Raw genomic sequence first — 12,626 nt, forward strand, 5'->3', positions numbered from 1 at the left:
CCCCAGAGCCTGTCCACTCAGACCAAAAGAAATGACCAACACCTGCCTGCCGGTATTATTTCTGCGTCTTATCGGGAGAAGCATGAGATGCGGCGATCCCTCTCCAGAGCCGTAGCTTCGAAGATAAAGCAGCAGAAGTAATCCCATGATTCATTAGGTATTTTGAATATATCGCCTTTGGATTGATTATTTTTTGATATGAGTAGAACTTTTACCCATATATAAACAAAGGTTTTTCCAGTGAACGGGGGATGGATATTTTATATGAATTAATTGCTAAAAATATGCGGCGTTAATATGTCGTAAATGTAATTAAAGAAGAGGGTGAGGCGGCGAACAAACAATAAAAAAGCCGGTCAGGAAACCTGACCGGCTTTTTAGCAGTGCATCAACGATTAATCGTTGTCAGAACCGCCCAGGCCTGCGTTCAGCAGTTCTGCCAGGTTGGCAGACGCTTCTTCTACGCTCACCTGCGGAGCAGCTGGCTGTTCGCCCGCTGCGCGACGGCGCATACGATCCTGGTGGTACGCATAACCGGTACCCGCCGGGATCAGACGACCCACGATGACGTTCTCTTTCAGACCGCGCAGTTCGTCGCGTTTGCCCGCAACGGCTGCTTCGGTCAGCACGCGAGTGGTCTCCTGGAACGAGGCCGCGGAGATGAAGGACTCGGTTGCCAGAGACGCTTTGGTGATACCCAGCAGGTCGCGGGAATAGGTTGCCGCCACTTTGCCATTCGCTTCAAGCTCGCGGTTAGCGATCTTAACGCGGGAGTATTCAACCTGCTCGCCTTCGAGGAAGTCGGAGCTACCAGCACTTTCGATGGTCGCTTTACGCAGCATCTGACGAACGATAACTTCAATGTGCTTATCGTTAATCTTAACGCCTTGCAGACGGTAAACGTCCTGCACTTCGTTGGTGATGTAACGCGTTACCGCGTGCACGCCACGAAGACGCAGAATGTCGTGCGGTGCTTCCGGACCGTCGGAAACCACGTCACCACGTTCTACACGTTCACCTTCGAACACGTTCAGCTGACGCCATTTCGGAATCATCTCTTCGTACGGTTCGCTACCGTCTACCGGGGTGATAACCAGACGACGTTTCCCTTTGGTTTCTTTACCGAAGGAAATGATGCCGCTGATTTCAGCCAGGATTGCCGGCTCTTTCGGACGACGTGCTTCGAACAGATCCGCAACGCGCGGCAGACCACCGGTGATGTCCTTGGTACCGCCGGATTCCTGCGGAACACGCGCCAGGGTGTCACCAGAGCTGATCTGTACGCCATCTTCCAGCTGAACAATCGCTTTACCCGGCAGGAAGTACTGAGCAGGCATATCGGTGCCTGGGATCAGAACGTCGTTGCCCTGAGCATCAACAATTTTCAGTGCCGGACGCAGATCTTTACCACCGGAGGTACGTTCTGCGGAATCCAGAACCACCAGCGAAGACAGACCGGTCAGCTCGTCGGTCTGACGAGTAATGGTCTGGCCGTCGATCATGTCAGTGAAGCGGACGAAACCACTCACTTCGGTGATAACCGGCATGGTATGCGGATCCCAGTTTGCAACGGTTTCACCGCCGGCAACCTGTTCGCCATCGCCTTTCGCCATAACGGAGCCGTAAGGCACTTTATAGCTTTCTTTGGTACGACCGAATTCGTCGATCAGTTTCAGCTCGGTGTTACGAGAGGTGATAACCAGTTTACCGCTGGAGTTCACAACCGACTTCGCGTTGCTCAGACGGATGCTACCTTTGTTTTTCACCTGGATGCTGGATTCAGCAGCCGCACGAGATGCCGCACCACCGATGTGGAACGTACGCATCGTCAGCTGTGTACCCGGCTCACCGATGGACTGTGCCGCGATAACGCCGATAGCCTCACCTTTGTTGATGAGGTGGCCACGCGCCAGGTCACGACCATAGCAGTGCGCACATACACCAAAGTCGGTGTCACAGGATACAACGGAACGAACTTTGACGGAGTCAACGGAGTTCTCTTCCAGCAGGTCACACCAGTGCTCATGCAGCAGCGTGTTGCGTGGAACCAGAATGTCCGCGGTACCCGGCTTCAGAACGTCTTCAGCAGTCACACGACCCAGTACGCGATCGCGCAGCGGCTCTTTAACGTCGCCACCTTCGATAACCGGCGTCATGGTGATGCCTTCCAGGGTGCCGCAGTCGTCTTCAGTGACGACCAGGTCCTGGGCAACGTCAACCAGACGACGAGTCAGGTAACCGGAGTTCGCTGTCTTCAGTGCGGTATCCGCCAGACCTTTACGCGCACCGTGGGTGGAGATGAAGTACTGGAGTACGTTCAGACCTTCACGGAAGTTCGCGGTGATCGGCGTTTCGATGATCGAGCCATCCGGCTTCGCCATCAGACCACGCATACCAGCCAGCTGACGAATCTGTGCCGCAGAACCACGCGCACCGGAGTCGGCCATCATGTAGATGCTGTTGAAGGAAACCTGCTGCTCTTCCTGACCGTCACGGTTAATCACGGTTTCGGTTTGCAGGTTATCCATCATCGCTTTGGATACACGATCGTTCGCCGCAGCCCAGATATCGATAACTTTGTTGTAGCGCTCGCCCGCGGTGACCAGACCAGACTGGAACTGTTCCTGAATCTCAGCAACTTCCGCTTCCGCTTCGCTGATGATTTCGTATTTTTTCTCCGGGATGACCATGTCATCGATACCAACGGATGCACCTGAACGCGCTGCATAAGCAAAGCCGGTGTACATCGTCTGGTCCGCAAAAATAACGGTCGGTTTCAGGCCCAGAATACGGTAACAGGTGTTCAGCATCTTGGAGATCGCTTTCTTACCGAGCGCCTGGTTCACGATAGAGAACGGCAGACCTTTCGGTACGATCATCCACAGAATGGCACGGCCAACGGTCGTGTCTTTCAGGCTAGTCTTCGCGACGAATTCACCATTCTCGTCTTTTTCGTATTCGGTGATACGCACTTTAACGCGCGCATGCAGAGAGGCCAGACCGGCGCGATAAATACGCTCCGCTTCTTTCGGGCCAGTCAGCACCATGCCTTCGCCTTTGGCGTTAACACAGTCACGGGTCATGTAGTACAGACCCAGTACAACGTCCTGAGACGGAACGATGATTGGTTCGCCGTTCGCCGGGGACAGGATGTTGTTGGTAGACATCATCAGCGCACGCGCTTCCAGCTGGGCTTCCAGCGTCAGCGGTACGTGAACAGCCATCTGGTCACCATCGAAGTCGGCGTTATATGCCGCACAAACCAGCGGGTGCAGCTGAATAGCTTTACCTTCGATCAGAACCGGTTCGAATGCCTGGATACCTAAACGGTGCAGCGTTGGCGCACGGTTCAGCAGTACCGGGTGTTCGCGGATAACTTCGTCCAGGATATCCCAAACAACGGCTTCTTCGCGCTCAACCATTTTCTTAGCGGCTTTGATGGTGGTGGCCAGGCCACGCAGTTCCAGCTTGCCGTAAATGAACGGTTTGAACAGCTCCAGCGCCATTTTCTTCGGCAGACCGCACTGATGCAGACGCAGGTATGGACCTACGGTGATAACAGAACGACCGGAGTAGTCAACACGCTTACCGAGCAGGTTCTGACGGAAACGACCCTGTTTACCTTTGATCATATCGGCCAAAGATTTCAGAGGACGTTTGTTAGAACCGGTGATCGCACGACCGCGACGGCCGTTATCCAGCAGGGCGTCAACCGCTTCCTGCAGCATACGTTTTTCGTTGCGTACGATGATGTCCGGCGCAGCCAGATCCAGCAGACGTTTCAGACGGTTGTTACGGTTAATGACGCGACGATACAGATCGTTCAGGTCAGAAGTCGCAAAACGGCCGCCATCGAGCGGAACCAGCGGACGCAGATCTGGCGGCAGAACCGGCAGAACGGTCAGGATCATCCATTCCGGCTTGTTGCCAGACTGAACGAACGCTTCCAGCAGCTTAATGCGCTTGGTCAGCTTTTTACGCTTGGTTTCGGAGTTGGTTTCGTTCAGCTCTTCACGCAGCTGTTCGCATTCCTGCTCCAGATCCATATTGCGCAGCAGCGCCTGGATCGCTTCCGCACCCATTTTCGCGTCGAATTCGTCACCGAACTCTTCCAGCGCATCCAGGTACTGCTCTTCAGTCAGAATCTGGTTGCGTTCGAGGTTGGTCATGCCACCTTCGATAACCACGTAGGATTCGAAGTACAGTACACGTTCGATATCGCGCAGCGGCATATCCAGCAGCAGGCCGATACGGGACGGCAGCGATTTCAGGAACCAGATGTGCGCCGTCGGGCATGCCAGCTCGATGTGGCCCATGCGCTCACGACGCACTTTAGTCTGGGTCACTTCAACGCCGCACTTCTCACAGATCACACCGCGGTGTTTCAGGCGCTTGTACTTACCGCACAGGCACTCATAGTCTTTTACTGGCCCGAAAATACGAGCACAGAACAGACCGTCACGCTCAGGCTTGAACGTACGGTAGTTAATGGTTTCCGGCTTTTTAACTTCACCGAAAGACCATGAACGGATCATGTCTGGCGATGCCAGAGCAATTTTGATCGCATCAAACTCTTCGGTTTTAGTTTGCGCTTTCAGAAACTTTAATAAGTCTTTCACGGATTTGCTCCCGTCGGAGTTAGCACAATCTGGCGCCGGGTTTTATCCCGGCACCAGTGACCTGTTTGAGCGAGAGTTACTCGTCTTCCAGTTCGATGTTGATGCCCAGCGAGCGGATTTCTTTCAACAGTACGTTGAAGGACTCCGGCATGCCCGGTTCCATCTGGTGGTTGCCGTCCACGATGTTTTTATACATCTTGGTACGACCGTTCACGTCATCAGACTTAACGGTGAGCATTTCCTGCAGGGTGTAGGCCGCGCCATAAGCTTCCAGCGCCCACACTTCCATCTCACCGAAGCGCTGACCACCGAACTGCGCCTTACCACCCAGCGGCTGCTGAGTAACCAGGCTGTAGGAACCGGTGGAACGAGCGTGCATTTTGTCGTCGACCAGGTGGTTCAGTTTCAGCATGTACATGTAACCCACGGTTACCGGACGTTCGAACTGTTCACCGGTGCGGCCGTCAAACAGGGTGATCTGACCGGAAGTCGGCAGGTCGCCCAGCTGCAGCAGCTCTTTGATTTCAGCTTCTTTCGCACCGTCGAATACCGGCGTTGCGATCGGCATGCCTTTACGCAGGTTTTCAGCCAGACGCAGAACTTCTTCATCGCTGAAGGTATTCAGGTCAACTTTCTGGCGAACGTCAGCGCCCAGATCGTAAGCACGCTGGATGAATTCGCGCAGTTTCGCGACTTCTTGCTGCTGTTTCAGCATGGCGTTGATCTTATCGCCGATGCCTTTCGCAGCCATACCCAGGTGAGTTTCCAGGATCTGACCGATGTTCATACGAGACGGTACGCCCAGCGGGTTCAGTACGATATCTACCGGCGTACCGTTAGCATCGTGCGGCATATCTTCGATCGGGTTGATCTTAGAGATAACACCCTTGTTACCGTGACGGCCTGCCATCTTATCACCAGGCTGGATACGGCGTTTAACGGCCAGGTATACCTTAACGATCTTCAGCACACCCGGTGCCAGATCGTCGCCTTGGGTGATTTTACGGCGTTTCGCTTCGAGTTTTTTCTCGAACTCGTGTTTCAGTTCGTCATACTGCTCAGCCAGTTGCTCCAGCTGATTCTGTTTCTCTTCGTCGGTCAGGCCCAGTTCCAGCCAGCGATCGCGCGGCAGTTTGTCGAGCTTCTCAGCTTCAACGCCACCGGAGACCAGCACCGCGTAGATACGACTGAACAGACCGGCTTCGAGGATCTGCAGTTCTTCAGACAGGTCTTTCTTCGCCTGCTTCAGCTGCATCTCTTCGATTTCCAGCGCACGTTTGTCTTTTTCTACGCCATCACGGGTAAAGACCTGAACGTCGATAACGGTACCAGAGACACCGTTCGGTACGCGCAGAGAAGAGTCTTTAACGTCAGACGCTTTCTCACCGAAGATCGCACGCAGCAGTTTCTCTTCCGGCGTCAGCTGGGTTTCACCTTTCGGCGTTACCTTACCAACCAGAATGTCGCCGCCGGTCACTTCCGCGCCGATATAAACGATACCGGACTCATCCAGTTTAGAGAGCGCAGCTTCACCCACGTTCGGGATGTCAGCGGTGATCTCTTCCGGCCCCAGCTTGGTGTCACGGGACACGCACGCCAGTTCCTGAATGTGGATGGTGGTGAAACGGTCTTCCTGAACAACACGCTCGGAGACGAGGATGGAGTCTTCGAAGTTGTAGCCGTTCCACGGCATGAACGCTACGCGCATGTTCTGACCCAGCGCCAGTTCACCAAGGTCGGTGGATGGGCCGTCGGCCAGCACGTCGCCGCGCTCAATGGGTTCGCCCAGGGACACGCAAGGCATCTGGTTGATGCAGGTGTTCTGGTTAGAACGGGTGTACTTGGTCAGGTTATAGATGTCGATACCTGCTTCGCCCGGGTACATCTCGTCTTCGTTAACTTTGATAACGATACGGGAAGCATCCACGTACTGAACGGTACCGCCACGTTTAGCCACCGCAGTAACACCGGAGTCAACGGCAACAGCACGTTCCATACCGGTACCAACCAGCGGCTTATCAGCGCGCAGAGTCGGAACCGCCTGACGTTGCATGTTCGCACCCATCAATGCACGGTTGGCGTCATCGTGCTCCAGGAACGGGATCAGGGACGCACCGACGGATACCACCTGCTGGGTGGATACGTCCATGTAGTCAACCTGGTCGCGGCTGAACAAGCTGGATTCGCCTTTGCTACGGCAGGTAACCAGGTCTTCTACGAAGTGGCCGTTTTCATCCAGGTTGGAGTTCGCCTGAGCAATAACGTAGTTGCCTTCTTCGATAGCAGACAGGTAGTGAATTTCATCGGTAACCACACCGTCGGTCACTTTACGATACGGGGTCTCAAGGAAACCGTATTCGTTAGTCTGTGCGTACACGGACAGGGAGTTGATCAGACCGATGTTCGGACCTTCAGGCGTTTCGATTGGACATACGCGACCGTAGTGCGTCGGGTGTACGTCTCGAACTTCGAAGCCTGCGCGTTCACGGGTCAGACCACCTGGGCCGAGTGCGGAGATACGACGTTTGTGCGTAATCTCAGACAGCGGGTTGTTCTGATCCATAAACTGGGACAGCTGGCTGGAACCAAAGAACTCTTTCACTGCTGCGGAAATCGGCTTGGCGTTGATCATATCCTGAGGCATCAGGGTATCCAGATCGCCCAGAGACAGACGCTCTTTAACCGCACGCTCTACACGTACCAGGCCAACGCGGAACTGGTTTTCCGCCATTTCGCCAACGGAACGGATACGACGGTTGCCGAGGTGGTCGATATCATCGACTTCGCCTTTACCGTTACGGATATCGATGAGCTTCTTCATCACTTCGATGATGTCGTCTTTGCTCAGGATACCGGAACCTTCGATTTCGTCGCGCAGCAGAGAACGGTTGAACTTCATACGACCAACCGCGGACAGATCGTAGCGGTCTTCGGAGAAGAACAGGTTCTCAAACAGGCTTTCAGCCGCTTCGCGAGTCGGCGGCTCACCCGGGCGCATCATGCGGTAGATTTCTACCAGCGCGCTCAGACGATCGTTGGTCGGGTCGACGCGTACCGTTTCAGAAATGTACGGACCGTGGTCCAGATCGTTGGTGAACAGCGTTTCGATACGCTTGTGACCGGACTGGCTCAGTTTAGCCAGCAGATCCAGGCTCAGCTCCATGTTCGCCGGGCAGATCAGTTCGCCGGTCGCTTCGTCGATGTAGTCTTTAGAAGCAACTTTACCCGCAATGTACTCAACCGGAACTTCGATATGTTTGATATCGTCTTTTTCCAGTTGGCGAATGTGGCGCGCAGTAATACGACGGCCTTTCTCAACGTACACTTTACCGTTGGCTTCGATATCGAAGGAGGCGGTTTCACCGCGCAGACGCTCCGGTACCAGCTCCATCTGCAGCTTGTTGTCGCGAATTTCAAAGACCACTTTCTCGAAGAACAGGTCAAGGATCTGCTCAGTGGTGTAATTCAGCGCGCGCAGAATGATGGTTGCCGGCAGTTTACGACGACGGTCGATACGAACGAACAGGTTGTCTTTCGGGTCGAATTCGAAGTCCAGCCAGGAACCGCGGTAAGGGATGATACGTGCGTTATACAGGACCTTACCGGAGGAGTGGGTCTTACCTTTGTCACTGTCAAAGAAGACGCCCGGGCTACGGTGCAGCTGAGAAACGATAACACGCTCGGTACCGTTGATAACAAAGGTACCGTTGTCGGTCATGAGCGGGATTTCGCCCATGTAGACTTCTTGTTCTTTGATGTCTTTAACGGTGCCTTCCGGCGCTTCGCGCTCGTAGATCACCAGACGCAGTTTTACGCGCAGCGGTGCAGAATAAGTCACGCCACGGATCTGACATTCTTTAACATCAAAAACAGGTTCGCCCAGACGGTAGCTGACGTATTGCAGCTCTGAATTACCGCTGTAGCTCTGAATTGGGAATACGGAACGGAAGGCTGCTTCCAGACCATACTGCCCTTCAGGATCTTGCTCGATAAACTTCTGGAACGAATCAAGCTGGATAGAAAGGAGATAAGGTATGTCCAGAACTTGTGGACGTTTACCAAAATCCTTACGAATACGTTTTTTCTCGGTATAGGAGTAAACCATAGGGTTCCTCAGCTCGCTGACAAGTCGACCCGTCTGCCTAAGTAAGGCAGTTTTTTATGCAACACTATTTTGTTGACCGGAAAATGGAACACTTTCCGCAATACCTGTTGCTATCACGCTTAAACCATTTCGTTGCGATTTACACAGCCCAGGAACCCTAACCTGTCGCAGTATATTAAGTCGTCGATAGAAACAAGCATTGTCAGGCAAACCAGCAGTCAAACAGTGTGAAATGCTACTGGCGCCTTACAGCGCAAAAAGGCTGGTGACTAAAAAGTCACCAGCCTCAGCCTGATTTCTCAGGCTGCAACCGGAAGGGTTGGCTTATTTAACTTCAACTTCAGCGCCAGCTTCTTCCAGAGATTTTTTCAGAGCTTCAGCGTCGTCTTTGCTGATGCCTTCTTTCAGTGCAGCCGGAGCAGATTCTACCAGGTCTTTAGCTTCTTTCAGACCCAGGCCAGTTGCGCCACGTACTGCTTTGATAACAGCAACTTTGTTAGCGCCAGCAGCTTTCAGAATTACGTCGAATTCAGTTTTTTCTTCAGCAGCTTCAACCGGGCCAGCAGCTACAGCTACAGCAGCAGCAGCGGAAACACCGAATTTTTCTTCCATTGCAGAGATCAGCTCAACAACGTCCATTACGGACATAGCGGATACTGCTTCAATGATTTGATCTTTAGTGATAGACATTTAAATTGTTCCTGAATATCAGAATAAGTTTATACGTAAGCGAATGCTTTATAAAGATAACTGCGATTAAGCAGCTTCTTTCGCATCGCGTACAGCAGCCAGAGTACGAACCAGTTTGCCAGCCGAAGCTTCTTTCATGGTTGCCATCAGGCGTGCAATTGCTTCTTCGTAGGTCGGCAGAGTTGCCAGGCGGTCGATCTGCGACGCCGGGATCAGCTCACCTTCAAAGGCAGCGGCTTTGACCTCAAATTTTGCATTCGCTTTCGCGAACTCTTTGAACAGACGAGCAGCAGCGCCCGGGTGTTCCATAGAGTATGCAATCAGGGTCGGACCAACAAACGTGTCTTTCAGGCACTCGAACTGAGTACCTTCAACGACGCGGCGCAGCAGGGTGTTACGAACAACACGCATGTATACGCCAGCTTCACGACCTGCTTTACGCAGTTCAGTCATTTTATCTACAGTTACGCCACGGGAATCCGCAACTACTGCAGACAGCGCGCCTTTGGCTACTTCGCTGACTTCAGCAACAATCGCTTGTTTGTCTTGAAGATTTAAAGCCATTAGCTTTGCTCCTGGATGTTTGCCAGAGCTTATGCTCTGGAACTCACTTCACTCAATTCAACGAAAAGAGCGTCTAAATACGGTGAGCAGAAACAAGCCAGAGTATCCAAAAATAATCTTAGCGTTCTGTCACCGTCTACGCAGGGGATTAAGTTTCTTGCGAAACACCTGCGGTCTTCGACGGAGGCCTGGATAGGCCAGGCTCCAACGAACAAATTCTTTCTATGACTTCGTCCTTCGAACCGCAGCGGCGTTAGCTGCTCTCGTTCACACCGGTCATGTAGTTAACTACACTCCCGGTGATTCACTCGATTGCTGCCTTGCTGCAATTCAAATGACTCGCATAGCGTCTGTCTTATTGACAGAATCGTGGGGGTAAGATTGTAGACAAAATCACCGCCCACGTAAAGGCATTAGTTTGCAGAAGCGTTCAGGCCAGCCTGATCTACTGCAACACCTGCACCCATGGTGGTGGAGATGCTAACTTTCTTGATGTACACGCCTTTCGCCTGAGTCGGTTTTGCTTTTTTCAGCGCAACCAGCAGAGCTTCCAGGTTTTCTTTCAGTTTGTCAGCGTCAAAGTCCACTTTACCGATGGTGGTGTGGATGATGCCGTTTTTGTCGTTACGATAACGAACCTGACCTGCTTTAGCGTTCTTAACCGCTTCAGCAACGTTAGGGGTTACGGTACCCACTTTCGGGTTTGGCATCAGGCCGCGCGGACCCAGAACCTGGCCCAGCTGGCCAACAACGCGCATTGCATCCGGGGAAGCAATAACAACGTCAAAGTTCATTTCGCCTTTCTTGATCTGGTCAGCCAGATCTTCCATACCTACCAGCTCAGCGCCTGCAGCTTTAGCAGCTTCAGCGTTTGCGCCCTGGGCAAATACGGCAACGCGAACAGAACGGCCAGTACCGTGCGGCAGTACAGTTGCACCACGTACGTTCTGGTCAGATTTACGAGCATCGATGCCCAGGTTTACAGCAACGTCAACGCTTTCAACGAACTTAGCAGTAGCCAGTTCTTTCAGCAGAGAGATGGCTTCGTTGATGTCATACTGTTTAGTTGCATCAACTTTGTCACGGATCACGGACATGCGCTTGGTCAGTTTAGCCATTTCTTAGTCCTCCACTACCAGGCCCATGGAACGTGCAGTACCTTCGATGGAGCGAGTCATCGCTTCAATGTCGGCACCAGTCATGTCGGCAGCTTTGGTCTGCGCGATTTCCTGCAGCTGAGCGCGGGAAATTTTACCCACTTTATCTTTGTTCGGCTTACCAGAGCCGGACTTGATACCAGCCGCTTTTTTCAGCAGAACTGCTGCCGGCGGGGTTTTGGTAACGAAAGTGAAAGAACGGTCAGCGTAAACGGTGATAACAACCGGGATTGGCAGACCTTTTTCCATGGATTCAGTTTTTGCGTTGAACGCTTTGCAGAATTCCATGATGTTAACACCCTGCTGACCCAGTGCTGGACCAACCGGCGGACTCGGGTTTGCCATACCAGCTGCAACCTGCAGCTTGACGTAGGCTTGTACTTTCTTAGCCATTCTTAAATCCTCAAATTGGGTATTAACGCTTCAGAGAAGCTCCCCGTGATTAAACATCGTTTTACGGGCCAGGCCCATAAAAACAAAAGGCGCGAAATTGTATGCCAATTTCGCGCCCTATGCAACGATTAAATCGCTGCTTTTTTGATCGCCGGCTTACGCCTTCTCAACCTGACCGAAGTCCAGTTCTACCGGCGTCGCACGGCCGAAGATAGAAACAGAAACTTTCAGGCGGGACTTCTCATAGTCCACTTCTTCAACGACGCCGTTAAAGTCAGCGAACGGACCATCGTTGACACGAACCATTTCGCCCGGCTCAAACAGCGTTTTCGGACGCGGCTTATCGCCAACCTGCTGCAGGCGGTTCATGATGGCATCGACTTCTTTGTCGCTGATCGGCGCCGGACGGTCGGAAGTACCGCCGATGAAGCCCATCACACGCGGTACGCTGCGCACCAGGTGCCAGCTCGCGTCGTTCATGACCATCTGAACCAGAACGTAGCCAGGGAAGAATTTACGTTCGCTTTTGCGACGCTGGCCGCCACGGATTTCAACCACTTCTTCGGTTGGAACCATGACTTCGCCAAACAACTCTTCCATGTTGTGTAATTTGATATGTTCACGCAGCGAAGTAGCTACGCGACCTTCAAAACCGGAAAACGCCTGAACGACGTACCAGCGCTTTTTAGGAGCTTCAGACATCTCAGAACCTCAGGCCAGTGATAAAGGAGACCAGGCGAACCAGAATACCATCCAGTCCCCACAGGATCAGTGACATTACTGCAGTCACGGCAGCAACAATCAGCGTAGTATGCAGCGTTTCCTGGCGAGTCGGCCAAATCACTTTACGCACTTCAGTTCGCGCTTCGCGAGCAAAAGCAACGGTCGCCTTACCTTTCGTCGTCAACAGCGCGACGCCACCGGCAGCAGCAATAAGAATAACCACGGCCAGCGCACGCACCGCCAGCATAATGTCGCGATAAAGGAAGTTGCCCACGATCGCCACGATCAGCAGCACGGCAACGATAATCCACTTCATCGCTTCCAGGCCGCGCCCGCTCCCTTGAGCTTCGGTATTCGCACTCATAAACCAACCTG

The 12,626-nt window shown here is 52.9% G+C and carries 8 protein-coding genes; all 8 read right to left on the reverse strand.

Annotated elements, in window-relative coordinates; all coding sequences use genetic code 11:
* Positions 1 to 395: 395 nt before the first annotated feature.
* The 8 genes from rpoC to secE all read right to left on the reverse strand — a co-directional run bounded on the left by rpoC (position 396) and on the right by secE (position 12,615).
* Positions 396 to 4,619, reverse strand: a complete 4,224-nt coding sequence (rpoC, locus tag AC3EMD_RS26170) for a DNA-directed RNA polymerase subunit beta' (RefSeq protein ID WP_008808004.1) — start codon at positions 4,617 to 4,619, stop codon at positions 396 to 398.
* A 76-nt stretch (positions 4,620 to 4,695) separates the two neighbouring features.
* A complete protein-coding gene (rpoB, locus tag AC3EMD_RS26175; protein ID WP_008808005.1) occupies positions 4,696 to 8,724 on the reverse strand; it encodes a DNA-directed RNA polymerase subunit beta in 4,029 nt (1,342 codons plus the stop codon).
* Positions 8,725 to 9,048: 324 nt separating this feature from the next.
* A complete protein-coding gene (gene rplL / locus AC3EMD_RS26180) occupies positions 9,049 to 9,414 on the reverse strand; it encodes a 50S ribosomal protein L7/L12 (RefSeq protein ID WP_002884142.1) in 366 nt (121 codons plus the stop codon).
* A gap of 66 nt (positions 9,415 to 9,480) precedes the next feature.
* The gene (rplJ, locus tag AC3EMD_RS26185) at positions 9,481 to 9,978 is read right to left on the reverse strand and encodes a 50S ribosomal protein L10 (RefSeq protein ID WP_001207203.1); all 498 of its coding nucleotides are present in this window, start codon (positions 9,976 to 9,978) and stop codon (positions 9,481 to 9,483) included.
* Between the two features lie 413 nt (positions 9,979 to 10,391).
* Entirely contained in the window at positions 10,392 to 11,096 is a 705-nt protein-coding gene (rplA, locus tag AC3EMD_RS26190) for a 50S ribosomal protein L1 (protein ID WP_008808006.1), read from the reverse strand.
* A 3-nt stretch (positions 11,097 to 11,099) separates the two neighbouring features.
* Entirely contained in the window at positions 11,100 to 11,528 is a 429-nt protein-coding gene (gene rplK, locus AC3EMD_RS26195; protein ID WP_008808007.1) for a 50S ribosomal protein L11, read from the reverse strand.
* Positions 11,529 to 11,684: 156 nt separating this feature from the next.
* Positions 11,685 to 12,230 (reverse strand): transcription termination/antitermination protein NusG, encoded by a 546-nt coding sequence (gene nusG, locus AC3EMD_RS26200; protein ID WP_007665882.1) that lies wholly within the window; start codon positions 12,228 to 12,230, stop codon positions 11,685 to 11,687.
* Between the two features lies 1 nt (position 12,231).
* A complete protein-coding gene (secE, locus tag AC3EMD_RS26205; RefSeq protein ID WP_002883772.1) occupies positions 12,232 to 12,615 on the reverse strand; it encodes a preprotein translocase subunit SecE in 384 nt (127 codons plus the stop codon).
* Positions 12,616 to 12,626 lie beyond the last annotated feature (11 nt).

This window comes from Klebsiella sp. PK18, assembly GCF_057784655.1.

Excerpts from the sequence above, each read along its gene's own strand:
- rpoB (WP_008808005.1), bottom strand. The coding sequence starts at position 8,724 with ATGGTTTACTCCTATACCGAGAAAAAACGTATTCGTAAGGATTTTGGT.
- rplL (WP_002884142.1), bottom strand. The coding sequence starts at position 9,414 with ATGTCTATCACTAAAGATCAAATCATTGAAGCAGTATCCGCTATGTCC.
- rplJ (WP_001207203.1), bottom strand. The coding sequence starts at position 9,978 with ATGGCTTTAAATCTTCAAGACAAACAAGCGATTGTTGCTGAAGTCAGC.
- rplA (WP_008808006.1), bottom strand. The coding sequence starts at position 11,096 with ATGGCTAAACTGACCAAGCGCATGTCCGTGATCCGTGACAAAGTTGAT.
- rplK (WP_008808007.1), bottom strand. The coding sequence starts at position 11,528 with ATGGCTAAGAAAGTACAAGCCTACGTCAAGCTGCAGGTTGCAGCTGGT.
- nusG (WP_007665882.1), bottom strand. The coding sequence starts at position 12,230 with ATGTCTGAAGCTCCTAAAAAGCGCTGGTACGTCGTTCAGGCGTTTTCC.
- secE (WP_002883772.1), bottom strand. The coding sequence starts at position 12,615 with ATGAGTGCGAATACCGAAGCTCAAGGGAGCGGGCGCGGCCTGGAAGCG.